Raw genomic sequence first — 23,474 nt, 5'->3', positions numbered from 1 at the left:
CCGGCGTGCCCTGGTTCATCCCCCCACCCCACATCGACCCCCACCAAACACCCCGCAAAAACCACCACCACACACCCCTCAAAACATGAGGGGGGTGGCACTCGGTGCGAGCATGGCTGCGTCAACGATCCGGGGATAAACGATCCCGAGATAAAGGTTGGGCAATAGTTCGTGTCATCCGTGAACCGGATCAGAAGGGGTTCAGGTCACGCGGGCCTTCAGGGTGTTCCGGGTTTCCAACGTCCGGGCGTCCCCGTGTACGTGTCCGTCGACCTAGTGCCTCGTGTGCCCGGAGACCTTTGCCTTGAACCTCTAGCTAAACCCCCGGCCCCCTACGCAGGCACCGTGAACTTGGCCTCGATGAACGTGAGCATGGGCCGGGAATTGAGGCAGATCAGGTACACCACCAATCCCGCCACAACCACGATCAGCCAGGCCGTGGTCATCATCAGCACGAAAGCTGTGACGAACAGGATGCCGGCATTGCCCAACGACACTTTCCTCTGCGCGCCCAGGGTGTAGACAGACAAGCGGTAGATATCCCTCGACCGGAAGGCAAAGCGGGAAAGGAGGAGCATCGCGTTCACGGCTGCAGTACAGACCATGAGCGCGAGCCCCACCAGCCCTATTCGCGCGGCAATCTGGGCGGGGTTCGTTCCGCCGTCGGAATCCAATGCCCCGGCGTCCAAGGAACCGGGCAGGACGCTGAGGTTGAACCCGATCAGGCCCAGAAGGACCATGTAAGGCAGCCACACCACCAGCGCCTGGCCGAGGTTGCTGCGGTATGACTTCACGAAGTCGTGGAACACCCCGGTATCCTCACCTGCCAGCAGCCGGTTGAACGCGTAGGACGCCGCGACAACTGACGGCCCCAGCAGCACGAAGCCCAGCAAGGCCACGGGCCCCACCACGCCAAGGAGCAACGGCAAGAGCACCACCAGTATGTTGGCCAACACCAGCACGGCATCACTGAGCATGATCCCGTACACCGTACCCGCGGCCCTGAACAACGGCCCGGACCCGTACTCTGCCTTCTTAGCTGCCACCAGGGGCCTTCCTCGTTAAGAACCAAGCGCCACTAAGAACCAAGCGCCGCGATCAGGGACCGTGCTACTTCTTGTCCGCGTATGCCTTGTAGGCCTTGTTCGCCAACTCAACGTATTTGCTCTGGCCCTTGCTGTCGAGCTCCTTGACGTAGGCGTCGAATTCGCTGAGGTTGCGCTGTCCGGTGATGAACTTGAGGGTGTTTTGCTTGACATGGTCCTTGAGCGGGGTGAGTGCCAAGGTGGCCTGTTCCCGGTCCACATCGTTGAATGGCACGGGCGGGGACACTGGTCGCGGTGTCTTGGATTTCATGGCCTTCTGGAACGCCAGTTCTTCGTCGTTGAACGTAGACTGCAGCAACTCCGTGGCACCGCCGTAGGCGAAGTTTCCGCCGGAGAAGCCGTAGTCAACCCGCAGGTCTTTGGTGCCGGTGGGGTTCAGGCCTTGGAAGTTGATGTCGGCTGCGAGTTTTCGCTTGTCGCCTTCCTTGGTGAACGTGGTCCCTTCCACACCCCACTTGGTAAATTCCTGACCGGCATCGCTGTAGAACAACCAGTCGATGTACTGGATAAGTGCTACGAAACTGTCTTTGTCCTTCACCGACGAGTTCAGCATGAGGCCGTTCTCCAATCGGGTGCCACCGATGATGTCGCCTGCGGGGCCGCCGGGGACCGTAATCTTGCCGATCTCGAAGTTGCCCTTGCCCAAGGACTGCTCCATGGAGGTGCGGTAGGTGATGATGTTCTGCGAGTTGGCGCTGATCACGAACGATTTGCCGGACACGAACTTCTGGATTGCCGAGTCGTCGGTCTGGGTGAAGCTCTCGGGGTCCATCAAGCCCTCGGACACCAGGGAGTTGAAGAACGTCACCAGGTCCTTGAACTTGTCCGAACCAGCAGCGAAGCCGAACTCCTTCTTGTCCTCGTCGAACAGCAACCCATCCACCAGACCCCACCCGGCCACTGTGCCAAAGGCGGCACTCGCGATGTTCAGGAGGCTGTCGCCCTTGAACCGGTCAGAGAACGGCACAACGTCCGGGTACGACTTCTTCAGCGACCGCAGCACATCGCGGAACTCGTCCCACGTGGTGGGCTCCTGAAGACCTTCCTTCTTCAGCACGTCTTTGCGGAAGCACAGCGAGTAGTCGGGCCAGAGTTCCTCGTGGAGGCCCGGAAGGACGTAGTACTTGCCGTCTTCCTGTGTGAGTGCCGCGATCTCAGGCTCGAGCTTCCATTTCTTGACCTTCTCCTGGAAGTGCGGCATCAGCTCTACGTAGTCGCTCACAGGCAGCACAGCGCCGGCGGAGACAAACGCAGCCTCTTGTCCCGGGTAGGTTTTCGCGATGATTTCAGGGGCGCTGCCGGAGCTGATCAGCAGGCTGCGCTTTTGTTCGTAGTCGCTGTTGGGCACGATGGTGGGTTCCAGCGTGACGTTGTTGGCACTGGCCATCTTGGTGAGCAGCAGCCAGTCCTTCTTGTAGGGGTAGGTGGGCTGGTCGGAGAACAGGAGCGAGAACGTCAACGGCACCGTCGCCTTGAACGTGTCGCCGACACCGAAGCTGTCCATCGCACCATTGCGGGATTTGGACGTGTCCACCTTCTCGGATGAATCGGAATCGCAGCTGGTCATCATCAGGCCGATAGTGACCACGGAGGCGAGTCCCAGGAAATCTCGTCTGCGGAGCTCTTGTTTGTGGATCATTGGGTGTCCTTTCATAAGGGTTTATTCCTTGACGGAACCGAGCATGACGCCCGAGAAGAAGTACTTCTGGACGAACGGGTAGACACAAAGGATGGGGAGGACGGTCAGGACGATGGTGACCGACTGGATGTTGGCGGCGATCTGGCCGACGTTCTCCGCGGTGCCGCCGGCTGAGCCCGCTGTGGTGACTCCGGCGATCATGTTGCGCAGGTAGATGGTGACAGGGAACAGGTCAGGGTTATCGAGGTACAGGAAGGCCTGGAACCAGGAATTCCAGTTGGCCACCGCATAGAACAGGACCATGGTGGCCATGATTGCCTTGCTGAGCGGCAGCACCACCCGGAAGAGGATGCCGTACTGGGTGAGCCCGTCTATCGAGGCGGCTTCTTCCAGCTCGCGGGGCATGTTTTCGAAGAACGATTTCATGATGAGCAGGTTGAACACGCTGATGGCGTTGGGCAGCACCACGGCCCAGATCGAGTCCCGCATGCCCAGGGAGCTGATGAGCACGTAGTTGGGGATCAGGCCGCCGTTGAAGAACATCGTGAATACCGCGAGGCCGATGAACACGCTGCGGCCCTTGAGGTCCTTCTTGGCGATGGCGTAGGCAAAGGCGGTGGTCAGCACCATGGAGATCGCTGTGGCCACAACTGTGTAGAGCACAGTGTTGCCGTAGTTGGTCCAGAAGGTGGAGTCGGCCAGGATCAGCTTGTACGTTTCCGTGTTGAAGCCCATCGGGAACAGGTTGACCTGCCCGGCGTTGATGAACCCTTCGCTGGAGAACGACTGGGCAATGATGTTCAGGAACGGGTATGCCGTCAGGAACACCACCAGGAGCAGGAATACCAGGTTGAGGACCCGGAAGATCCGCATCCCGCGGGAAACCCTCATGTCGGCAACCAGCACACCGCTGTCAGCAGCCGCACGCCTACCAAAGGGAGTCTTGATCGCTGTCTTGTTCACCACAGGCTCGTTCCTGCGAGGCGCTTTGAGATCGCGTTCGCGGAGAGGATCAGCGTGAGGCCGATGACGGATTCGAAGATTCCGATTGCGGCCGCGTAGCTGAAGTTGCTGGATTCCAGGCCTACCCGGTACAGGTAGGTGGAGATGACGTCTGAGGTTGCGTAGTTGAGCGGGTTGTAGATGAGGAGGATCTTTTCGAAGCCCACTGCCATGAACGTGCCGATGTTGAGGATCAACAACGTGATGATGGTCGGCCGGATAGCGGGAAGGGTCACGTGCCAGGTCTGTTGCCACCGGTTGGCACCGTCGATCCGTGCCGCCTCATAAAGGGACTCGTCCACCCTGGTCAGCGCAGCAAGGTACAGGATGGCGCCCCACCCCATGGTCTGCCAGACCTCGGAGCTGATGTACATGGGGCGGAACCAGTTGGGATCCTGGGTGAAGTTCACGGTGGTGCCGAACAGAGACTCCGTGATCTGGTTGACCGTACCGGTCATGGAGAAGTTCTGCAGGATCATGCCCGCGATGATCACCACGGACATGAAGTGCGGCAGGTAGGCCACGGTCTGCACGAATTTCTTGAACTTTTGGGACCTCAACTCATTGAGCATCAATGCGAAGAGGATGGGCATCGGGAAGCAGAACAGCAACGTCAGGACACCCAAAATGATGGTGTTCTGGAACGCCTGCCAGAAGCTGGGATCGTTGATGAACAGGGTGATGTATTTGAAGCCCACCCATTTCTCGCCGAAGATACTGCCGCCGGGCTGGAACTGGCGGAAAGCAATCACGTTGCCGGCCATGGGCAGGTAGCGGAAAATCAGGAGGTACAGCAGTGGTAGCGCTAACAAGGTATACAAACGCCAGTCGCGTTTGATCGCCAGCTTCCAGCTTCCGGGCTTGTTTCGCCGTTTCCTCGCTTCGCTTGCCGGGGAGCCTTGGACCACTTCGGGCGGAACATCCAGTCGTAATGCCATGAGTTGCCCGCCTATCCTGCTGTTTCTTCGAGGATCAGGACACCGTTGGCGGGGAGCTCCACCGGGCCCCTGACCGCGCGTCCACTGATTCGGTCCGTGCCGCCGTCCAGGACGTCAACGCTGGACGGTGCGTCGTTGTGGTTGAGCACCATGAGGAAGCTCTTGTTGGTGCCGTTGGCACCGGTGCCGGTACGACGCCGGACCTGGACTCCGGTGGGCGTCTCCAGTTCGGCTTCTACACCCGCGGTGCGGAGTTCGTCGTCGAGCAGCTGTTTCAGGTAACCGTCGTCGATCCGTGCCGAGAGATACAGCGCCGTGCCCCGTCCAAAGCTGTTGCGGGTAATCGCCGGCGTTCCGGCAAGCCGGCCGGAAGAGTAGCTGGCCAGGACCTCAGCCGTTTCGGCGTGCAGATGCTCGGTCCAGTAGCTTGCGGAGGAGGTGCCGCCGTCGGGCGTTGACAGTTTCACTTGCTCGCCGTCACCGGCGAGCGGGTGCATTTCTTCGCTCCAGGCGCCAAGGACGTTTCGGAGGGCGCCAGGGTAGCCGCCCAGGCGGATGGTGTTGTCCTGGTCCACGATGCCGGAAAGGTAGGAGACCACCAGCCGCCCGCCGTCGGCCACGTAGTTTTCGAACCTTGCGGCGGCGGCGTCGGTGAGGAGGTACGACGCCGGCATGATCACCAGGCTGTAGGCGGACAGGTCGCTGTTGGCATTGACGAAATCAACGGTGATGTTGGCATCAAAGAGTGGGCGATAGAAGCGCAGTACCTCCCCGGCGTAGTTCAGGTCCGAGCGTGGCGAGTTGCCCAACTCCAGCGCCCACCAGCAGTCCCAGTCAAAGACGATGGCCACCTTGGCCGCGGATCGCGTGCCGGTCAAGCCATCCAGTGCCTTGAGTTCCTGCCCCAGCTCGCATACTTCCCGGAAGATGCGGGTGTTCGGGCCGGCGTGGTTCACCATGGCCGAGTGATAGCGCTCTGTCCCGCCTTTGGCCTGGCGCCATTGGAAGAAGAGGATCGAATCGGCGCCCTGGGCTATGGCTTGATAGGAACCCAGGCGCATTTTGCCGGGAAGCTTGGAAACGTTGACGGACCACTGGCTGACCGCGCCGGTAGCTTGTTCCATCACCATCCATGGCTGGCCCTGGCGGAGCGAGCGCATGAGGTCGAAGTTCAGCGCAGCAGCTATGTGCGCGTCTTCTTCACGCGGGTCCGGGTAGATGTCCAGCGCGGCAGCGTCTTCTTCGGCCGCCCACGCCCAGTAATCGTTGTTCTTGTAGAAGCGCATGAAGTTGGTGACGATCGGCAGGTCCGGGCTGTGGCGGCGGAGGATGTCCCGCTCGGCCTTGAAGTGCGCCAGCATGCTGTCCGAGGTGAAGCGGTGAAAGTCCAGGCGGCGGGATGGATTGGACCACGTCCGCGGCTGGGCGGGGACGCGGACTTGATTCCAGTCCGAGTAGAGCTGACCCCACACTGTTGTACTCCATGCCTGGTTCAGTTCATCCAGTGAGGAGTATTTCTGCTGCAACCACTCACGGAAGGCCTTCTCGGCCCAGGGACCGTAGGACACTGGCCCGTATTCGTTGCCGACGTGCCACATGCGAAGTGCGGGATGGCTGGCGTAGCGCTCCCCCATGCTCTCCGCGAGGGCCAGGGACTTTGCCCGGTAGACAGGATGGGAGACATCGAAGTGCTGGCGGGATCCGAATCCGAAGATACTTCCGTCCGGACGCTCCGGCATGATGTCCGGATGCTGTTCCACCAGCCAGGCCGGCGGGACGGCGTCCGGTGTTGCCAGGTCTACCCCGATGCCGTGCTGGTGCATGAGGTCCATGACCTCGTCCAACCACTTGTAGTCGAAGACGCCATCGCTGGTTTCCAAGCGGCTCCAGGAGAAGACAGCCAAGGTCACCAGGTTCACTCCCGCCTGCTCCATGAGCTTGGCGTCTTCAAGCCACACTTCGCGCGGCCACTGCTCGGGGTTGTAATCCCCTCCGTACGCAATGCCGCCTATTCGTTGATGCAGTTGCTGCAGCCGCGCCTCGGCAGTCCGCAAATTCTCAGGGTGGATGGTCATCGTTGTCCTTCACTCGGCCGTCGTCGCCCTGCACCGCAGTGCGACTCACATCACACAGAGAAACTATCGTAAAGTTTACGCAATAACAACAGCCCGATATCGGAAACTCGCGAGTAGCCCAAAGCAAGAAAATCCGCGCAATTGGTCTGAATACAAGCAGTTTCGGAGCTGAAATTCGCCGCGCTGACGGGCGAAAGTGCCACATGGATATGTTAACTTTCCGAATTCTCTTGGAAACTATCGGACGAGGCCTTTCCGAAACTCCAGGCCGTGCCGAAACTCCAGGCCGTGCCGAAATCGTGGGAAGCCGGCGAGAACACCGGTCCAGGAGCGGCGATTTCGCAGCGTTCCGGCGATTTCGGGGCGTCCCTGCGGCAACCCGTTGACACGTGACCAAACGGTCACCTATTCTGAATCCATGGACGCAGTGTTCAAGGCCTTGGCAGACCCCACCCGCAGAGAACTGCTCGATGAACTGTTCCGCGAAGACGGCCAGTCAGCCTCCGCCTTGGGAGCCCGGTTCGAGATGACCCGTTTCGGCATCGCCAAGCACCTCAAGCTCCTCGAGGATGCAGGATTGGTGGTTACCCGCCGTCGCGGTCGCGAGAAGCTGCACTTCCTGAACCCGGTCCCTATCCGCCTCATCCACGACCGCTGGGTGAGTAAATACGCAGAACCATGGGCCGCTGCCCTTAGCGACCTCAAATCCAGATTGGAAAGTCCCATGGAAAAGATCTTCGAGATTTACATCAAGACCACTCCGGAACGGCTCTGGGAAGCCATCACCAACAGCGAAATCCGCAGCAAGTACCAGTTCGGGAACACGCTGACGTCGGACTGGACGCCCGGCAGCCGGTTCGAAATGCGGAACGCCAAGGCTGATGAACCGCTCGGCGAGGGCGAGAACATCGAGGTGGATCCCCCACGCCGGCTGGTACAAACCATGCAGGCGCTGTGGGGCGAGGACGTGAAGGCCGAGGGAACCTCGCGCATCACGTGGGAAATAGAGCCGGTGGGCGACTCGTGCCATCTCACGGTCACGCACGATCAACTCCGCGAAGGCGCGAATGATCAGCTCTACGGCGGCTGGCCCATGATCCTGTCCGGCCTGAAGACCTGGCTCGAAACCGGCGAAACGCTGACCACTCCCGGCTCGCTCATGTACTTGTAGGCACCTTAAACGAACGACGACGACGGGCCGCTAGCGCCGTCGTCGTCGTTGCTGTTGTTCCGCCGGCCGTTAGGCGACGGGCGTTGCTACCTGGTCATCCGAAAGCCAAGCGGCTTGCATGGTGCCGAGCAGGTGGGGAGCGAACTCCTCGCCGATTGCCAGCACCATGCGGCAGCGGGCGCCGCGCTGATCCGGGAAACCGACGTACAGTCCGCGGAGGTCGCAGACCGTCTGTCCACGGCCCGGACCGTCGGTGGTGTCCACCTGGACACGAACGGTGGGCGCAACGGCCAGTTCCACTCCCTGAACGGCGATCGCCGCTGCAAGGGGATCGTGCATCGCCGAACATGCCCGCCCGAAAATGTCGACGTAGAAGCCGAAGTAGTAGCCGAGCATCTCGCCGAGTGCCTGCGACACGGGGTTGTCGGTTGCAAGAAGCTCCTGGCGGTGGCTTTCCTCGAGGACGTTGGTCATGGTGACGTCCAGGGGTACCAGCGTGACTGTCCAGTCGGCAGCCAGGACCTCGGCTGCGGCTTCGGGATCGTTGGCGATGTTGGCTTCAGCCACGGGCGTGATGTTTCCCGGGGCCAGCGCAGCGCCGCCCATGATGGTGATTTCAGCGACGAGCTCCGGCAGCTTCGGCTCCAGGCGCAAGGCCTCGGCGATGTTGGTCAGCGGACCGATGGCCACAACACGCAGTTCGCCTGCGTACTGGCGTGCCAGCTGGACCAGCAATTCGGCGGCTGTTGCTTCCACCGGCTCACGGTCCGACGCCGCGAGGTCCACGCCGCCAATGCCGTTGTCGCCATGAACGTGCGGGGCACCGCCATGGAAGGTGCCGACCTGCGGATCGTGGGCTCCGATGGCGACCGGGATGTCCGGGTGACCCGCCAGATTCAGCAGGTCAAGGGTGTTCCGGGCCCCGCCCGCGGCACTGACGTTTCCGCTGACGGTGCCAATGCCCACAAGGTCCGCCCGCGGGGACGCCAACAGGTAGGCAAGGGCGAGTGCGTCGTCAATGCCGGTATCGCAGTCAAGGTAGAACGGGGCGGCGGTTCGCTGGGTCATGGTCTCTCATTTCAGGTTTTGCGGACTGTTGTGAAGCTGAAGCGGGTGGTACGCGGTGGCGCGTTCCGGCGTCGTGCGTTAGATCTTTTCGCCCTTGGGCGCTGCGATGAACAGGCTGACGATAAAGGCCAAAGCCGTGATGGACACAGAAATCCAGAGGGCAGTGGAGTACCCGGCGGCGGTGCCCAGGCCGGCGAACGGCGCAACAACCACGACGCCGAGGCTCGCCCCGATGCCGAACGAGGCACCGTTGATGCCCGGCAAGGCGGCGGGCGCTTCCTTGGGCGAGAGCAGTACGGACAGGCCGTTGATGGCCGTCAGGAAGAAGCCGTTGTAGAAGATGCCCAGGGCTGCGATGGCGATGAGGACCGCGATCTGGTTGTGGGCGAACAGGGCCGCGACAATTGCGCAGGCCAGGCTGGTGGCGGTGCCGACTCGGACCGTCTTGATCCAACCCCGGCGGTCGGCGATCCAGCCGGCCAGCGGGGCCGCGAAGACGCCGATCAGTGCTGCGGGAGTGAGGAACAGCAGTGCTGCCACGGAGGCGGACAAGCCAAAGCCGTTCTCCTTGTCCTGGCTGAGGAGCACCACGGTGAAGTTGATGATGGCGAAGATGCCCGCGAGTGTCAGCACCGTGGTGGCAATGACTGGCCATACCTGGCGTGAACGGAGGTGGTGGACGGCGACCAGCGGGGTGTCGCGCTTCTTTTCGATCAACCAGAAGGCCGTGAAGGAAGCAATACTGCCGGCCAGCAGGCCAAGGGCGGACGGGGACGTCCAGCCGGCGGAGGAACCGGTGGACACGAAGTACGTAATGAAGACCAGGAACACGGACAGTGAGCCGGCGCCCCACCAGTCCATGCGGCCTGGTGCGACCGCGGACTTACCGCCCGGGACGACCTTGATGACGCAGATTGCTGCGATCGCGGCCAGTACCAGGACAGCGACAAAGATGGATTGGAAGCCGAGCGTTTCAGCCATGAGGCCACCGAAGTAGCCGTCCACGCCGCCTACGCCGCCGTTGATCGCGGCGATGATTCCGATGGATGTGCCGAAGAGCCTTGCCGGCAGGTACTCGTTGAGGATGATGTAGGAGAGCGCGAAGATGGCGCTGGAGACGCCCTGCATGAAGCGGCCTGTGACCAGCAGGGGCAGGTTCGGAGCGAAGATGCAGAGCACGGTTCCTGCGCCCATGATGGCCAGGACCAGCAGGAGTGCGCTGCGGCGGCCGATGAAGTCGCTCCACCGTCCGATGACCGGGCCCGAGATGGCGCCGGCGAGGAAGAACATGGACTGGACCTGCGCTACGGCCTCGGGCGTCTCGCCAAAGAACGAACCGATATGCGGCAACGCCGGGGTAATCATGCTGGCGTTGAGCTGGAATGCCAGCACGGCCAGGACCAGCGTGGTGATCAGCAGGGCGGCAGCGCGGCCTTGGAATCGGCCTTCCTCGGTAGGAGCTGCATGAGTGGCCGTGTTATCCGGTGACGCCGTACTCTGCGGTTCCACCGCGGTGTTGGGGATGTTCACATCAAACTCCTTTGTCCGAGGGCGCAGGGTGGCGCCACGAGATGTGAGTTGTTATACAAGCATGTATTACGCGCTTGTGCAACCTGTCACACTTTTCGGATACAGTGTGCGTATCCGATCTTGAGTGAGGCACCCTTGACCGACAATGCTGTCCAGTTCTTGTCCAGACCCATTGCGCCGCAACCCGGCCAGCCCCTGCGCGTAGCGGCGTATTCCCGCATTGCCGAGGCGATCAGGACCAAGCTCCTCCCCCCTGGCTCGTTGCTCCCTACCGAGACCGAACTGGGCGCGATGATGGACGTCAGCCGTACTGTAATCCGGGAAGCGCTGATGCTGTTGGAGGAAGACGGACTGACCAGGGCACGCCGTGGAGTTGGCCGATTCGTGGCCGATTCGCTGCCAAGGATCGGGATCGAGCACATCCGTCCGTTCGACCAGCTCCTGGGCGGACCCGAGCAGGACATCCAGGTCAAGCGCGTGGCCGCCATCAAGCAGCCGGCCTCCGAGTTCGTGGCCCCGGGTATCGGCGTCCAGCCCGGCGAGGATGTGTGGTTCTGGGAAAGCGTGCTCATCAGGAACGGTGAGCCGGTGGCACACCTCCAAGAGAACGTCGCCCAGGGCATCCCCGAGGCTGACGCCCTGGCCGCCGCTGCGGAAGCTCCCACCCTGTCAGCTTCCACGCTGCTGGAGGTCCTCGGCGACCTTCCTGGCGCATCCCTTGGGCCTGGCGAATGCGAAATCAGCCTGAGCACCGCTGGCCCCAGCCGAGCCAAGCTGCTGGACCTCCGGCCCTCGGAACCCGTACTCGTCCTCACCCAGTACGTCCGCCGGAACGGCTCCCCGTTCTACCTGGCCAAATGCCTCGTGGCAGCCAAAGCCGGTCACCTCTCCGTCATCCAGTCCTCCTGAATTCTCCCGAAAAGGTTCTCCCATGAGCACTCCCGTTCGTTCTGCCGCGCCCATTTCACCTTCCACGCTCACCACGCTTTCAGTGGTTGGCAGCATCAACCTCGACATCACGGCGACCGCCAGCCGGCTCCCGTCCCCGGGTGAAACCGTAGGCGGTGCCGTCCTCCGGCAGCAGCCAGGCGGTAAAGGCGCCAACCAAGCAGTGGCCGCAGCCCGGCTCTCAGGCCGTTCCCGCATGGTGGGTGCAGTAGGCCAAGACGACGCCGGACGGACACTGCTCGACGCCATGGCGGGTGCCGGCGTCGACATCCAGGACATTGCCCGGGTGGACGCCGCAACGGGAACAGCCCTGGTCCTGGTGGACAGTGATGGCGAGAACCAGATTGTGGTCTGCCCCGGCGCCAACGGTTCCGTGAGCCTGGAAGGCGTGGCGTTCGCAGAGGACGAAGCCGTCCTCTGCCAGCTGGAAGTGGACCAGGACGTGGTCCTCGAGACTGCGCGACGGACCAAAGGATTCTTTGTCCTCAACGCAGCCCCTGCGGCGCCGATCATCCCGGAACTGCTGGAGCGTTGCGATCTGGTGATCGTGAACGAGACCGAATACGCCCTGATTCCGGCCCTCAAGAACGCCCCGCTGGTGGCCGTCACTTACGGCGGCGACGGCTCGGCGATCTTCGTCCACGGCGAACGTGTAGCTGAAGCCCCCGCAGTGAAGGTGACTGACATCGCCAACACCATCGGCGCCGGGGACGCCTTCTGCGCAGCGCTGGTTCTGGCCCTTGGTTCCGGCCTCGAGCACAGCCACGCCTTGGCAGTGGCCAACGCGGTTGGCGCTGACGCTGTCCGCGATTCCTCGTCGCAGCCCGCGCTGAAGTCCCTGGAGCACTACATCGAAGCGACCCGGCCCTCCGACGCAGCCCTCTCGGCCGACGCCACCAGGTAGTCAGCCCAGCGTTTCAGGGCAACCTCGACGTCGGGGTGGAACAACCCGTGCGCCTCCGCCAAGGCGACCGCCTCGGTCGTCGGATACCGATCCTCAGAGAGAAACGACAACGTCTCAGGATCTGCGCGGGTGATCCTGGCGGGCAGCCTCTTCAGCAGTCCGACCGGAATCCTCAATCGGGGCACCTTGACGCCCAGATGCTTGCCGAGCAGCGCCAGCTGAAGCGGTAGGAGCGGCGTGGCGTCGTCGAGGACCCAGTAGGACCTGCCCTCAGCTTCGGCAACCAGTGGGAGCAAGGCCATGAACGAGGCCAGGTAGTCCACCGTGACTACCGGAACGAAGGTACGCACATTGCCCGGAAGGGCGGGCAACTTTCCCCTCCATAGGTCCATGACGGAGGATCCGAGTCCCAGCACCTGGCCGGATTCGCCGTTGACCGAGTCGCCGATCACCGTGGCCGGATTCACCATGGTGAGCGGCACACCGAGGGCCAAAGCCACGCCCTGGACCACCGCGTCAGATTCCACCTTGGATCCCTCGTATGCGCCGAGCCGCTGGTATTCGCTGGTTCGTCGGGCATCGTCCCACGGCGTCCCGGCCGGGTCCTGTCCTCCCACGCGGTAGCCGGAGAGATGGACAAGGCGCGTCAGCGCCGGCAGATTCGCCGCAAACCGAACCACGCGCTCTGCGCCCCTGACATTGGCGTCGAAGGCGTCCTGGGCGCTCATGCCAAAAGCGAAGGCGCCGGCCACGTTGTGGATTTCAGTCAAGGATCGACAAGCGTTCGACGCCGGGTTCAGCCCCAAGCCTTCATCGCCGAAGTTGACCAAGGCTTGCGTTGGGCTTCCTCCCGCGTCGTGGTCCCGAAGCCAGGACACCAGCGTGTCAAAGGATTCCACCGTGCGCACTGCAGTTGTGACGCGCACACCCTGCTGGAGGAGTTCCCGGACGAGCCATTTCCCGATGTGTCCGGTTGCCCCAAACACCAGGGCATGACGTTCAGCCTTCATTCCCCGGCCTCTACATTCTCCAAGGCCGCGTGAAGCAGGAGTTTGAGGGTGCCCGCTGCGGCGTCCAAGGGCTGCGTAGACCTGTGGGCGCGGGAGAGGATGAGCGAACCCTCCACCAGGCAAATCATGGACGTGGCAAGAGGCCGGGCTCGCTCTGCTTCCAGCCCGAAAGTTGCCAGGTATTCGGCAAGCGCACCGATCCAGGATTCGTACACCTGGCTACACGCTATCCGGAGTGGTTCATTGTCCGAGCCCGCGTCCAAAGCCACGGAGGAGACCGGACAGCCGGCTTGATAGTCGCTTGCTTCCAGGATGCCCTTGAGCTCGGCAAGGAGCGCCTCAACGGTGGCTTCCGGCGAAGCTGCCATCACAGTGGCCTGCCCGATCAGTTCGCTGAATTGATTCCCCGCCAGCCCCACCGCGGCGATGCCAAGTCCTGCCTTTCCCTCCGGGAAGTGAAAGTAGAGCGACCCCTTGGGCGCCCCCGAGCGTTCGAGAACGGTGTTGAGCCCGGTTCCGTGGTAGCCGTGCAGCTGAATGAGGGCGAGCATGGAGTCGACCAAGCGCTGCCGAGTAGCGAGTCCTTTGGGATGGGAAGTGACCATACCCAAATAATAGACCAGTCTATATATTTTTGGAAATGATCAAAGTGCTACGATTGCTACGGAGGCCACCAATGACAACAATCCCGCACCGTGAACTGCGCAACCAGAGCAGCAAGATTCTGGAGCGCGTCAAAAACGGCGAGGTCATCGACGTCACTAACAATGGCGAAGTCACCGCAACATTGATTCCTCCTTCGTCTTCACCCTTTGAGCGCTTGCTCCAGGCCGGCAGCGTGCGGGCAGCGTCTTCGACTCCTGTCGACTTCAGAATTTTGCCTCGGATCAACATCGATATGAGCACGGGTGAGATGCTGGCAGAGCTGCGTGGCGATCGGTGATCGTCTACGTAGACACTTCGGCCGTGCTGAAACTGGTAGTTGAAGAACGGGAATCCCAGGCCGTCGCCTCGCATCTGTCAGAAGTCGCGGCATCGGGCGGTCACCTCGTGGCTTCCATGCTCCTTTACACGGAACTGCACTGCGCTGCTCGCCGTCGGAACATGCCCTTCGATGTGGTCAATGCCGTCCTGGCCGGAATCAATCTCGTGGACGTGACCCGCTCGGACCTCATGTACGCCGCGGTCCTGCCGCGACGTCTGCGGAGTGCTGACTCCATCCATCTGGCGACAGCAATCAGACTGCAGACGGACAGGCTGGTCGCCTACGATCATGAACTGCTCCTCGCCGCCGTTGAATCCGGGCTCACCACAAGCTCTCCCGGGGACTAGCGGGTCCCTATCCGACGATTCGGAAGTCACGGAACTCCCCGATTGCGTCGGAGAGCTCGAACTCAACGTTCTCAACGCGTCCAGGGGCCTGCGATGAGTGGAGCCAATCTGTCATGCGGCTTACATCCGACACGGACCCCTCGGCCACCAGTTCCACGGAGCCATCGGGATGGTTGCGAACAGTCCCCTTCAGCAGGAGTTCGTCGGCTTTGCGCGCCGTCCAATACCTGAACCCCACGCCTTGGACCACACCGCGGATGCGGGCCGTGAGGCGAAGGGTCTCGTCAGTCATGAATCCACTTTAACCAAAGCCGCCCTCGTTCGGCCCGCTCACCGTGCAACGGCTCGTGGGTCGAACAAGGGCGGGATTCGGCAGCAGAGCTAGCCGATCACAATGTCCCGGGTCTCGTGGCTGTACGTGATGGTGACGGGACCGCCGTCGTGGTTCAGCTCGTGGTTCGCGCCGTCACGGACGCCGAAAGCGCCGTAGTTTTCCTCCCACGAACGGTTCAGGGCGATCTTGTAGGTGTACACACCGGCGGGCAGTTCCGCCGTCAGCGTCCACACCTGGACCAAGGGGTTGAACTGCATTTGGGCTTCGTCATACTGTGGCGCCCAATCCTCGGCGGCACCCAGGATCGTGTTGAAGTCACCGGCAATCGCCACTGCGTCCGGCTGCGGCAAGGTTTCGACGACGGACGCCGCCTTTGCCGGCGCCTTGCGGGTGGTGGCCTTCTTCACCGCGGGGGCAGCCTTCGCGGGGGCAGCCTTCTTAGGAGCTGCCGCACGCTTGGTTGCTGCAGCCTTCTTGGCCTGGGCCTTCACCGGCGGGGCGGTCGGAACGGCGACGTCGGCAGGAACCGGAGTTCCGGCGTCGAGCGCTGTGGCAAAAGCCGCAACATCCGGGAACGCGACGGTGGCGCGCAGGCCGTCGTCCGGGATTGTCCAGCCTGAACGGCCCTTGACCAGCCAACCGGCCTTGACCAGCTTGGCCGAGGCGGACGTCAGGGTCTTGTGCCCGCGCGGAATGCCACCGCTGAGAAGTTCTGCCTCGTGGTCAGTGAAAGGAACCCGTGCAATCGATTCGGCGAGTACCTCGCCAGCGTTCAGCGTTGCCCCGGACCACACGCCCTCTGCGAGGATGTCCAGGACGGCCTTCAGACGAAGGTTGGTGTTTTCGGCGGTGTTCGCGCCCATGCTTCTCCTTCAATGGTGGATACTCCATTGCAGTTTGCCAATGAATTGTTAAATCCCGCGACTGCAAATGGTAAACACCGTGTGTCGTGACCGAGTGTGACATTCCAAGGGCCGCAAGTGATTTACGGGTCTCGGCTGGCGGCGTTACGCGTGCGGAATCGAGGCCTTGACCCACTCGGTAACCTCGTCCAGGAGTTGGGCTTTTCGAGCCTCACTGGCAAAGGAAGATCGAATCGAATTGGCGGCCAACGTTGCCTGCTCAGGTACGGAGAACTCCAGGACCTTCACCAGTTGCTCGAAGTTATCGTCTACATAGCCGCCAAAGTAGGCGGGGTCGTCCGAGTTCACGCAGACATTCAAACCAATGGCCAGCATGTCAGGCAGCGGATGGTCGGCCAGGGTGTCCACGGCACGGAGGCGGACGTTGGACAGCGGGCAGACCGTCAGCGGTATCTGCTCGGCAACCAATCGCTGGACGACGTCCGTATCTTCCATGCACCGGATGCCGTGATCGATCCTTTCAACGTGCAGGAGGTCCAACGCCTGGGTGATGTACTGCGGCGGCCCTTCCTCACCTGCGTGGGCAATCCTCCGCAGCCCGGCCTCACCGGCGCGCTGGTAGAGGCGCTCAAATTTCGACGGCGGATTGCCCACCTCGGCGGAGTCCAGCCCGATGCCCACAATAGGAGCCTTCATGGCAAGGAGTTGGTCCAGGACCTCCAGGGCGGATTCCTCGGACATGTCCCTGAGGAAGGCTGCGATGAGGAGCGTTGAAACGCCGAAGTCCTCCTCCGACGTCGTCAAGGCCTTGGCCACACCGTTGACGCAGGTTTCCAGCGCCACGCCCCGGGACACATGTGCCTGGGGGTCCATCATGATTTCCGCGTGGCGCACTCCCCCGGCGGAGGCCCGCTCCAGGTAGGCACGCGTCATGTCAGTGAAATCCTGCTCGGTCCGGAGCACAGCCATGTTGGCGTAGTAGAGGTCAAGGAAGGACTGCAGATCCGTGAACTGGTACTTTTCGCGCAGTTCCTCGATGTCTTGGTACGGCAGTTCGATGCCGTTGCGTTCGGCCAGGGCAAAGATCAGCTCTGGCTGGAGAGTCCCTTCGATGTGCAGGTGCAGTTCGGCAACCGGGGGCGCCGTGGTCGTAGTTTTCTCGCCAAAAGTTTCCACCCGACAACTGTAGGCCTCATCGCCGCACGTGTCCCGGAGCACTCAACTTGGTTCTCAAGCCCGGCACCCTCAAACTGAAAAGATGCAGACTTTCCTCCCCTTCGCCGATTTCCGTGAGAGTGCCGCGGCGCTCGACACCTCAAGGCTCGGCAAACAGCGCGTCGAAGCACTCCAGGTCCTCCGCGCGTTGGTGATCCCGGAGTACGGTTGGCAGCAGCACCCGGCCGTCCGCATGTGGATGGGTCACGTCCCCGCGCTGACCATGTACGGCCTGGCGATGGCCGACGAATGGATGGAACGCGGGCACCCGGACAACACCCGCGCCAACATCGCAGAATTCGCGCCCCAAGCCGCCCACCCGGACTACGCCTCCAAGATCGTCATGCCGCCGTGGCTGGGCTATGAGGACCTGCACCTGAGCCACCGTTCCAAACTGATCGGCAAGGATCCCAAGTACTACAGCCAGCTGTTCCCCGGCACCGAGGAAAAACTGGAATACGTATGGCCGGAGCCCAAGCACGAGTTCCACCCGGAAGACCCCCAGGACGACAGCCTCTGGATCCTGCGCTCCAACGTGGAGGAACTCCGCCCGGAGCAGCTCACCACGGTCAGCATGCCGCCGCATGGCAAAGCCAAAGCCGCGCCTTCAGAGTCGGACGAATACCAGTTCGTTTACGCCGAGGAGAAATCACGCCGTCAGGTGAAGGGCCCCAAGAAGCGCCCCGTCACGCAGCGCGAGAAGAAGCCCACGCGGAAGCGCCAGGCCCAGGAGCAGGCTTTCAACACACTGCCCGGCAAGACCGAGATCGCGGTGCCGTTCGACGACGGCCAAATCTTCGCCGTAGGCCTGGTGCAGGGCCGTCCCATCACAGTTGACGGCCGGTTCGCACGGAACTTCGAGGTCACCAACGTGGTGAAGCGCTCGGACTTCGACTACCCGGCGCTACTGCAGGATCCGCGCGTGTTCTTCCCGGTTCCCGCGCCGTAACCACCAGCACGGAACGAGGGGGGCCATGGATTTCCAGCACATCATCGAAGAAGTCGGCCGGTACATGGACTTTGCCGGCGTCGCGGTCATGGTCATTGGGGCCGTGGTCTCCGTCCCGCTTGCCCTGCGCGGGTACCAGCCCAAACGCGCAAGCGGCCTCGCCCCGTTCTCCCCGTACCGTTCATACAGGCAATTGCTGGGGCGGTCCATTTTGCTGGGCCTTGAACTGCTGGTGGCAGCGGACATCATCCGGACCGTCGCAGTAACGCCGACGTTCGAAAGCGTCGGCGTCCTGGCCATCATCGTGCTCATCCGGACATTCCTCAGCTTCTCCTTGGAACTCGAAATCACCGGCCGGTGGCCGTGGCAGAAGGAAAAGGACCCCGACGCCGGAACCTCGGTTGCTGACGGCTCCTCCGTTCCTACCTGAGCGAGAGGCTACGATCGAGTCCATGACGCAGCCGTGGACCCCGGACATTCTTGGCGAAGGCTTTGAGCAACAGACATTGACGCTCGACGACGACGCTGTCGCCACCCTGGTGCGGTACCTCGGCTCCGGCCCCCAACGGTTGGACGTGCCGGAAGGCAGGGGTATCGACGCGGACGTCCTCTATGTACACGGCTGGTCCGATTACTTCTTCCAACGCCATGTCGCCGAATTCTGGCACCGAGCGGGCGCACGCTTCTACGCCTTGGACCTGCACAATTACGGCCGCAGCCTGGGTCCTGGCCTTGTCCCTGGCTTCGTCACCAACCTGTCCGACTACGACGCCGACATCGCAGCCGCCTTGGAGGCCATGGGTCGCTCTGGTGTTCCTGGCCGGGATCGACCCCTTATTCTGCTGGGCCACTCGACCGGTGGCCTGACGCTGAGCCTGTGGGCTCATCGTCACCCCGGCATGGCTTCGGCCCTGATCCTCAACAGCCCGTGGCTGGAATTCCAAGCCACGGAGCTTGGCCGACGTGCGATCGCACCCCTGGTTGGACTCCACGCAAAGCTCCATCCCCTGGCACCGCTGCCGCCGGTGGATCCAGGGATCTACACCCGTGCCGTGTCCGCGGCACTGGATGGCGAATGGGAGTACAACCTTGAGTGGCGGCCTGACCGGGGCTTCCCCATCACGCCGGCCTTCCTGGATGCCGTCTTCCGTGGCCAGGCAACGGTAGCCGCGGGCCTCGGCATTGAGGTTCCCGTGTTGGTCCTGCTCTCCGACAAGAGCTACCTGCAGCCGAAGTGGTCCGCCGACGCACTTACCGCGGATGTCGCCCTCAACGTTGACGCCGTGGCCCACCGCTCACTCTCATTGGCGGACACTGTCACGGTGAGCCGGCTGCCGAATGCGTTCCATGACATCTTCCTCTCGCCCGAACCGGTTCGGAGGGAAGCGTTCGAACGCATCGGCCGCTGGCTTCCCACGGCCCTGCAACCGGCGGATGCAGTGGAATGGGAAGCGCGGACCGCTGGCTTGTAGGATCCGCAACTCTGTCAAGAGCCCGATCCCCAAGATCCGCCGTCCGCCCGCCAAAATTGGAAGATAACTCAGGCTTCTCCTCCTGGCATACATATCGTGGTTAGTGCCGCAGGGTGCTTATGAAAGTCCTCTGAAGCGGCGGTTGACATGCAATTAACAAGCAAATGTGCTATTCCGCCCCGCAATGCGGCCTATTTTCACAACCACTCATATGACTTGCAGCTATCATCGAGGCATGCTAGCAACAAGAACATTAGAGGTTCTATCGTTCTATAGACAATCTCAATGCGACCTATGACAGACCTTTGAACTACTTCTGTGCTAGCATCCCTTCTCGAAGCTAAAACGATTGGGGTAAATAAACATGGCCGTCCTTGATTCGACATCCAAGGTGACAACAAATGACTCACTTTATGTGACTGTCACATCCGACGGCTTGGTTGTAGCGGTCAACGGCAAGGACATGATTACGCTTTCCGGCGACTATCAGAACTTCTTGGAATGTCTCGATCTCGCGGACGGCACCAACAGCTACCAGAGCATCGTCTCCAAGCTTTCACAGAGGGGACGGAATCCAGCCGACGTCCAAGAGATCCTCAGTTTTTGTTTCGATGAGAATATCATCAAAAGCAGTGTCTATTCAGAGCTTCGAAGCGAACGAGTCAAGCTTGATGAGTATTCCTACACAAAATGGGACCGACAGATCAGAAACTTTGGAAGTCTTCCTGAAGTCGACGATCAGCAAGCCGTCGAATTCCAGAGGAAACTCGAGGATTCTCACATTGCCGTCTTGGGGGTGGGTGGAGTAGGAAGCTATGTCGCCTTGGGCATGGCCATGATGGGCACGGGTACCTTATCCATCATTGATTTCGACAGCATCGAACTAAGCAACACTTCACGTCAGGTTCTATATACGGAAGATAGCATAGGACAGCTGAAAGTTGATGCGGCAAAGGTGGAAATCCAAAAACACAACCCGCGTACAAACGTAACAGCCGTGAATCGGCAGGTGAACACGCACGGGGACGTCGACTCGATCTTGGATCAAATCGCTGCAGAAACGGGTTCGCTTCCTGACCTGCTCTTCATTGCCGCCGACACTCCGCGCGGGCTGATTCACTACCTAGTTGACGAAAGCTGTTACAGGCGCGGGGTTCCTTCATTCAATCTCGGTCCACACGGATTCAGCGAGTTGACCATCGGTCCAATGAGCGTTCCCGGCGTAACCCCCTCCTATTCCGAACGCGCTCCGAAAACCTTCATGATCGATCAAAACTCGAGCGTGCAACACATAAATAACAGATTTAGCCCAAACATCATGGACCCGTACAATGCCATGGTGGCGAAGATGGGGGTGATCGAAGCGGTAAAGTTCATTACTGGCTACCAGGAGCCGTCAATCTTAAATACAGCCATCACGCTAAATACCTCCTCATGGAACGTTAGCCGACATGACTACTGAACCCGTGATTGAACAGCTCGCCGCATCACCAAACATTTACGGCGCCCTCGAGATCGTTGGCCAACATCCCGAGTATCAAGTGCGTCTAGACGCATTTGGGTTCTATAAGAATGTAAATGATAGAGCAAAGTTACACATGCTGGTTGATCAGAGTAGAACACTAGCGGACTTTGTGCGTGTGCTCAGAGCTTCGGACTCTGATTTGTCACGCGCCATAACCTTGACACCGGATTCAAATGTTCAAGGAAGCGAAAACGTGACGCCTGCTGTGCAAGACGAGCCCCGTCGAAGGAATGGCCCGACAACCTCGCGCTATTCGTCCTTGGGCTTCTTTCTGGGTGCCAACCTGTCATCATCTGACACGAATCGACACGATGAGCTGGATGAGCTGGCCATAATCCTGAACAAGCGCACCGTCAACAACGTGATCCTTTGCGCACCACCCGGAGTCGGAAAGACCCACCTTGTGGAGTCGTTTGCGGTCTCGGACATCTGCCAGGTCGACATTTTCCTCCTGGATCTTCCGCGCATCATTGCTGGCACCAAGTACAGAGGTGAGCTCGAATCCAAGCTCATCGCTATCATTGAAGCTTCGATTTCTGAGAAGTTCATCTTGTTTGTCGACGAAATCCACACACTGGCAACAACGAGAAATGCTGAAGGTGGAGTAAATCTCCTTGACATCCTCAAGCCTTACTTGGTCAGAACGGACTTCAGAATGATTGGTGCGACGACCCCCGAGGAAGTACACAGTCTGAGACAAGATGCTGCCTTTTCGAGGAGATTCGCCTTCCTTCGACTGGAGGACCTAACCAGATCGCAGCAATATGCCATCTTCAAAAATTTTCTCAGTAACTCAAGACTAGGCAATGAAGTCGAGGGGTCGTTTGACGAAATAGTGACTCATCTCGACTCAATGCTTCCTGACAGGAATTACCCGGAGAAGCTCATCGACTACCTGGAATATGCAGAGTCTTTCCAAACCACCCTTGGTCCGTCCCGCTTAGCGGCCGGTGATTTGGTGTCTACTTCCATGAATCGCTTCCTGCGAAACAGGTTTGTATAATTCCCTGCCAAGCGCGGGGGTACCGACCAAATTATGAAAGGAGGAGAAATGACTTCGATGACAATCACCAAGACGAAGCCGGCTACGGTAGCCGCCTGCCGTACTGCCAACTTCGCAAAGTAGTTTGTAGTAGCTCAAATGGGGTGGAGCTGACGCCCGAGTTGGCTCCACCCTGTTCAATTTCAAGGACCCATGCATGCTGACCAGACAAATACGCAGCTACTTCAGCGTCAACGCTATCCAGAACTTTGGGCGTGTACTGCCCCAGGCCATATTGACTCCTGTGCTCGTAGGGAAGGGCCTGGATTTTTCCGAGATCATCTTGGTCCAGATTGCGTTCACCATTGCCACCCTCCTCTTTGAGTTTCCTTTCGGAATATTGGCTGACAGAACATCCAAAACACTGGTCTATATTCTTTCCATAGCATTGACGCTTTCGTCATACACTGTTGTATTTCTGGGCGCTGGCTTTTGGGTCATGTGTATTGCTTGGGTCATTTACGGGGCATCCGCGGCGGCCCAGAGTTCGACGCTGGACTACTATTTTGCCGAGCGGCTCAGAAGCGACGAACGGGCCCTGAAGCGCTTTTATTCTTCAGATCAGAATGTAATGCTTGCCACGAGCATAATGGCTGCCCTCTGCAGCACTTTCCTCTACGGTCAATTTGGTGAAAAAATCTATTTGATCTCGGCGTTCTTCTTCGTCCTAAGCATTGTGTTGGGCATTGCTTTCCTCCCGAGGGACACCTCACCCGAGAAGAATGATGAGATTAGCGAGAATAACGCAAGTAATTTCCGGGCCGAACTCAGTGACGGTCTTCGGTTCGCCCTGAAGGATTCACGGATCCTACTGGCAGTACTGCTCCTAGCTATCACCGAGTTTGCTGTCAATCCGTTCTTTCACCTTTGGCAAATGATTCTCCTCGACTCCCGATTCAATCCCAGCATCTTTGGTCTCTTTTTTGTTGCCTTTCAAGTTGTGAATGTTCTTGCAAACTACATTTTCAGTCGCTTTCATCGTCATCAGTGGCATAACTATGTGGCATTGGGCTTGCTTCTCCTTATTGGCATCGTCAGTGCAATAATTGAGGATGCTGCTGTGCTAGCCGCAGCACTGCTGATCCTTCCGCTTCCGTTGTTCATCTATCTGGGAAGCCTGCACACCACGCTGCAATCAGCCATACCATCACGGGTTATGTCCACCATTGGGTCTTTGAGCGGCACGGTAACCGCCGTAGCCGGACTTCTCTCACTTGGTTTGGCTTCGCTACTAATGAGTTTTGTATCCGCCCAAGTCACCATGGGCGCATCTCTGGTTCTCTTTTCGGTTGTCTCAGCCGCTCTAATGCGAAAGTTTGCCCCAAAGCCAGTTGAGGTTGCTGTTTAGCGA

23 protein-coding genes are annotated in these 23,474 nt (G+C 60.2%); 11 read left to right on the top strand and 12 right to left on the bottom strand.

The window, feature by feature from the left end; translation table 11 throughout:
- Positions 1 to 332: 332 nt before the first annotated feature.
- The 5 genes from ACFRJ9_RS21435 to ACFRJ9_RS21415 form a co-directional block, all read right to left on the bottom strand.
- Positions 333 to 1,046, bottom strand: a complete 714-nt coding sequence (locus ACFRJ9_RS21435; protein ID WP_377672257.1) for a DUF624 domain-containing protein — start codon at positions 1,044 to 1,046, stop codon at positions 333 to 335.
- A gap of 64 nt (positions 1,047 to 1,110) precedes the next feature.
- Positions 1,111 to 2,760, bottom strand: coding sequence for an extracellular solute-binding protein (locus ACFRJ9_RS21430; protein WP_377672254.1), 1,650 nt, complete (start codon positions 2,758 to 2,760; stop codon positions 1,111 to 1,113).
- A gap of 6 nt (positions 2,761 to 2,766) precedes the next feature.
- A complete protein-coding gene (locus ACFRJ9_RS21425; protein WP_377672273.1) occupies positions 2,767 to 3,636 on the bottom strand; it encodes a carbohydrate ABC transporter permease in 870 nt (289 codons plus the stop codon).
- Between the two features lie 68 nt (positions 3,637 to 3,704).
- Positions 3,705 to 4,685, bottom strand: coding sequence for an ABC transporter permease (locus ACFRJ9_RS21420; RefSeq protein WP_377672251.1), 981 nt, complete (start codon positions 4,683 to 4,685; stop codon positions 3,705 to 3,707).
- An 11-nt stretch (positions 4,686 to 4,696) separates the two neighbouring features.
- Positions 4,697 to 6,760 carry a beta-galactosidase gene (locus ACFRJ9_RS21415; RefSeq protein WP_377672249.1) on the bottom strand — a complete coding sequence of 688 codons (2,064 nt, stop codon included), beginning with the start codon at positions 6,758 to 6,760 and terminating at the stop codon, positions 4,697 to 4,699.
- A gap of 418 nt (positions 6,761 to 7,178) precedes the next feature.
- Between ACFRJ9_RS21415 and ACFRJ9_RS21410 the strand changes: the two genes are divergently transcribed.
- Complete coding sequence (locus tag ACFRJ9_RS21410) at positions 7,179 to 7,931, top strand: ArsR/SmtB family transcription factor (RefSeq protein ID WP_377672246.1); 753 nt, start codon at positions 7,179 to 7,181, stop codon at positions 7,929 to 7,931.
- Positions 7,932 to 8,000: 69 nt separating this feature from the next.
- On the opposite strand, the gene ACFRJ9_RS21405 is transcribed toward ACFRJ9_RS21410, so the two are convergent.
- Both ACFRJ9_RS21405 and ACFRJ9_RS21400 read right to left on the bottom strand, forming a co-directional pair.
- Positions 8,001 to 8,999 (bottom strand): nucleoside hydrolase, encoded by a 999-nt coding sequence (locus ACFRJ9_RS21405; protein ID WP_377672245.1) that lies wholly within the window; start codon positions 8,997 to 8,999, stop codon positions 8,001 to 8,003.
- 78 nt (positions 9,000 to 9,077) lie between these two features.
- On the bottom strand, positions 9,078 to 10,529 hold the full coding sequence (locus ACFRJ9_RS21400; protein ID WP_377672243.1) for an MFS transporter: 1,452 nt from the start codon (positions 10,527 to 10,529) through the stop codon (positions 9,078 to 9,080).
- A 135-nt stretch (positions 10,530 to 10,664) separates the two neighbouring features.
- Between ACFRJ9_RS21400 and ACFRJ9_RS21395 the strand changes: the two genes are divergently transcribed.
- Positions 10,665 to 11,438 carry a GntR family transcriptional regulator gene (locus tag ACFRJ9_RS21395; protein WP_377672270.1) on the top strand — a complete coding sequence of 258 codons (774 nt, stop codon included), beginning with the start codon at positions 10,665 to 10,667 and terminating at the stop codon, positions 11,436 to 11,438.
- A gap of 22 nt (positions 11,439 to 11,460) precedes the next feature.
- On the top strand, positions 11,461 to 12,381 hold the full coding sequence (locus tag ACFRJ9_RS21390; RefSeq protein ID WP_377672241.1) for a ribokinase: 921 nt from the start codon (positions 11,461 to 11,463) through the stop codon (positions 12,379 to 12,381).
- On the opposite strand, the gene ACFRJ9_RS21385 is transcribed toward ACFRJ9_RS21390, so the two are convergent.
- Both ACFRJ9_RS21385 and ACFRJ9_RS21380 read right to left on the bottom strand, forming a co-directional pair.
- On the bottom strand, positions 12,324 to 13,391 hold the full coding sequence (locus ACFRJ9_RS21385) for an SDR family oxidoreductase (protein ID WP_377672239.1): 1,068 nt from the start codon (positions 13,389 to 13,391) through the stop codon (positions 12,324 to 12,326). The genes ACFRJ9_RS21390 and ACFRJ9_RS21385 overlap by 58 nt on opposite strands.
- Positions 13,388 to 13,996 carry a TetR/AcrR family transcriptional regulator gene (locus ACFRJ9_RS21380; RefSeq protein WP_377672236.1) on the bottom strand — a complete coding sequence of 203 codons (609 nt, stop codon included), beginning with the start codon at positions 13,994 to 13,996 and terminating at the stop codon, positions 13,388 to 13,390. Before ACFRJ9_RS21380 ends, ACFRJ9_RS21385 begins: the two co-directional genes overlap by 4 nt.
- A 71-nt stretch (positions 13,997 to 14,067) precedes the next feature.
- Here ACFRJ9_RS21380 and ACFRJ9_RS21375 point away from each other — a divergent pair, with 71 nt between their 5' ends.
- The gene (locus ACFRJ9_RS21375) at positions 14,068 to 14,334 is read left to right on the top strand and encodes a type II toxin-antitoxin system Phd/YefM family antitoxin (protein WP_377672234.1); all 267 of its coding nucleotides are present in this window, start codon (positions 14,068 to 14,070) and stop codon (positions 14,332 to 14,334) included.
- Positions 14,331 to 14,723, top strand: coding sequence for a type II toxin-antitoxin system VapC family toxin (locus ACFRJ9_RS21370; RefSeq protein WP_377672232.1), 393 nt, complete (start codon positions 14,331 to 14,333; stop codon positions 14,721 to 14,723). The genes ACFRJ9_RS21375 and ACFRJ9_RS21370 overlap by 4 nt, the downstream gene beginning before the upstream one ends.
- 7 nt (positions 14,724 to 14,730) lie before the next feature.
- On the opposite strand, the gene ACFRJ9_RS21365 is transcribed toward ACFRJ9_RS21370, so the two are convergent.
- The 3 genes from ACFRJ9_RS21365 to ACFRJ9_RS21355 form a co-directional block, all read right to left on the bottom strand.
- Complete coding sequence (locus ACFRJ9_RS21365) at positions 14,731 to 15,015, bottom strand: acylphosphatase (protein WP_377672229.1); 285 nt, start codon at positions 15,013 to 15,015, stop codon at positions 14,731 to 14,733.
- A gap of 89 nt (positions 15,016 to 15,104) precedes the next feature.
- Positions 15,105 to 15,920, bottom strand: coding sequence for a glycosidase (locus ACFRJ9_RS21360; protein ID WP_377672227.1), 816 nt, complete (start codon positions 15,918 to 15,920; stop codon positions 15,105 to 15,107).
- A gap of 144 nt (positions 15,921 to 16,064) precedes the next feature.
- Positions 16,065 to 17,096 (bottom strand): adenosine deaminase, encoded by a 1,032-nt coding sequence (locus tag ACFRJ9_RS21355; protein WP_377672224.1) that lies wholly within the window; start codon positions 17,094 to 17,096, stop codon positions 16,065 to 16,067.
- A gap of 82 nt (positions 17,097 to 17,178) precedes the next feature.
- Between ACFRJ9_RS21355 and ACFRJ9_RS21350 the strand changes: the two genes are divergently transcribed.
- The 6 genes from ACFRJ9_RS21350 (at position 17,179) to ACFRJ9_RS21325 (ending at position 23,471) form a co-directional block, all read left to right on the top strand.
- Positions 17,179 to 18,084, top strand: coding sequence for an MSMEG_6728 family protein (locus ACFRJ9_RS21350; protein WP_377672222.1), 906 nt, complete (start codon positions 17,179 to 17,181; stop codon positions 18,082 to 18,084).
- A 25-nt stretch (positions 18,085 to 18,109) separates the two neighbouring features.
- On the top strand, positions 18,110 to 18,514 hold the full coding sequence (locus tag ACFRJ9_RS21345; RefSeq protein WP_377672219.1) for a DUF1622 domain-containing protein: 405 nt from the start codon (positions 18,110 to 18,112) through the stop codon (positions 18,512 to 18,514).
- Positions 18,515 to 18,536: 22 nt separating this feature from the next.
- A complete protein-coding gene (locus ACFRJ9_RS21340) occupies positions 18,537 to 19,556 on the top strand; it encodes an alpha/beta hydrolase (RefSeq protein ID WP_377672217.1) in 1,020 nt (339 codons plus the stop codon).
- A gap of 364 nt (positions 19,557 to 19,920) precedes the next feature.
- Positions 19,921 to 21,018 (top strand): ThiF family adenylyltransferase, encoded by a 1,098-nt coding sequence (locus ACFRJ9_RS21335; protein WP_377672214.1) that lies wholly within the window; start codon positions 19,921 to 19,923, stop codon positions 21,016 to 21,018.
- The gene (locus tag ACFRJ9_RS21330) at positions 21,008 to 22,084 is read left to right on the top strand and encodes an AAA family ATPase (protein ID WP_377672212.1); all 1,077 of its coding nucleotides are present in this window, start codon (positions 21,008 to 21,010) and stop codon (positions 22,082 to 22,084) included. Before ACFRJ9_RS21335 ends, ACFRJ9_RS21330 begins: the two co-directional genes overlap by 11 nt.
- A gap of 196 nt (positions 22,085 to 22,280) precedes the next feature.
- Complete coding sequence (locus ACFRJ9_RS21325) at positions 22,281 to 23,471, top strand: MFS transporter (RefSeq protein WP_377672210.1); 1,191 nt, start codon at positions 22,281 to 22,283, stop codon at positions 23,469 to 23,471.
- Positions 23,472 to 23,474 lie beyond the last annotated feature (3 nt).

The organism is Paenarthrobacter sp. NPDC056912 (assembly GCF_042786555.1).
Lineage (GTDB): Bacteria > Actinomycetota > Actinomycetes > Actinomycetales > Micrococcaceae > Arthrobacter.
Note: the sequence above shows the minus strand (reverse complement) of the source record. Positions and strands in the feature narration are given on the sequence as shown.

What these genes read in the sequence shown, in the direction of transcription:
- ACFRJ9_RS21430 (WP_377672254.1), bottom strand. Translation starts at nt 2,760, where the DNA reads ATGAAAGGACACCCAATGATCCACAAACAAGAGCTCCGCAGACGAGAT.
- ACFRJ9_RS21425 (WP_377672273.1), bottom strand. Translation starts at nt 3,636, where the DNA reads ATGAGGGTTTCCCGCGGGATGCGGATCTTCCGGGTCCTCAACCTGGTA.
- ACFRJ9_RS21420 (WP_377672251.1), bottom strand. Translation starts at nt 4,685, where the DNA reads ATGGCATTACGACTGGATGTTCCGCCCGAAGTGGTCCAAGGCTCCCCG.
- ACFRJ9_RS21415 (WP_377672249.1), bottom strand. Translation starts at nt 6,760, where the DNA reads ATGACCATCCACCCTGAGAATTTGCGGACTGCCGAGGCGCGGCTGCAG.
- ACFRJ9_RS21410 (WP_377672246.1), top strand. Translation starts at nt 7,179, where the DNA reads ATGGACGCAGTGTTCAAGGCCTTGGCAGACCCCACCCGCAGAGAACTG.
- ACFRJ9_RS21405 (WP_377672245.1), bottom strand. Translation starts at nt 8,999, where the DNA reads ATGACCCAGCGAACCGCCGCCCCGTTCTACCTTGACTGCGATACCGGC.
- ACFRJ9_RS21390 (WP_377672241.1), top strand. Translation starts at nt 11,461, where the DNA reads ATGAGCACTCCCGTTCGTTCTGCCGCGCCCATTTCACCTTCCACGCTC.
- ACFRJ9_RS21385 (WP_377672239.1), bottom strand. Translation starts at nt 13,391, where the DNA reads ATGAAGGCTGAACGTCATGCCCTGGTGTTTGGGGCAACCGGACACATC.
- ACFRJ9_RS21380 (WP_377672236.1), bottom strand. Translation starts at nt 13,996, where the DNA reads ATGGTCACTTCCCATCCCAAAGGACTCGCTACTCGGCAGCGCTTGGTC.
- ACFRJ9_RS21375 (WP_377672234.1), top strand. Translation starts at nt 14,068, where the DNA reads ATGACAACAATCCCGCACCGTGAACTGCGCAACCAGAGCAGCAAGATT.
- ACFRJ9_RS21365 (WP_377672229.1), bottom strand. Translation starts at nt 15,015, where the DNA reads ATGACTGACGAGACCCTTCGCCTCACGGCCCGCATCCGCGGTGTGGTC.
- ACFRJ9_RS21360 (WP_377672227.1), bottom strand. Translation starts at nt 15,920, where the DNA reads ATGGGCGCGAACACCGCCGAAAACACCAACCTTCGTCTGAAGGCCGTC.
- ACFRJ9_RS21350 (WP_377672222.1), top strand. Translation starts at nt 17,179, where the DNA reads ATGCAGACTTTCCTCCCCTTCGCCGATTTCCGTGAGAGTGCCGCGGCG.
- ACFRJ9_RS21345 (WP_377672219.1), top strand. Translation starts at nt 18,110, where the DNA reads ATGGATTTCCAGCACATCATCGAAGAAGTCGGCCGGTACATGGACTTT.
- ACFRJ9_RS21340 (WP_377672217.1), top strand. Translation starts at nt 18,537, where the DNA reads ATGACGCAGCCGTGGACCCCGGACATTCTTGGCGAAGGCTTTGAGCAA.
- ACFRJ9_RS21335 (WP_377672214.1), top strand. Translation starts at nt 19,921, where the DNA reads ATGGCCGTCCTTGATTCGACATCCAAGGTGACAACAAATGACTCACTT.
- ACFRJ9_RS21330 (WP_377672212.1), top strand. Translation starts at nt 21,008, where the DNA reads ATGACTACTGAACCCGTGATTGAACAGCTCGCCGCATCACCAAACATT.
- ACFRJ9_RS21325 (WP_377672210.1), top strand. Translation starts at nt 22,281, where the DNA reads ATGCTGACCAGACAAATACGCAGCTACTTCAGCGTCAACGCTATCCAG.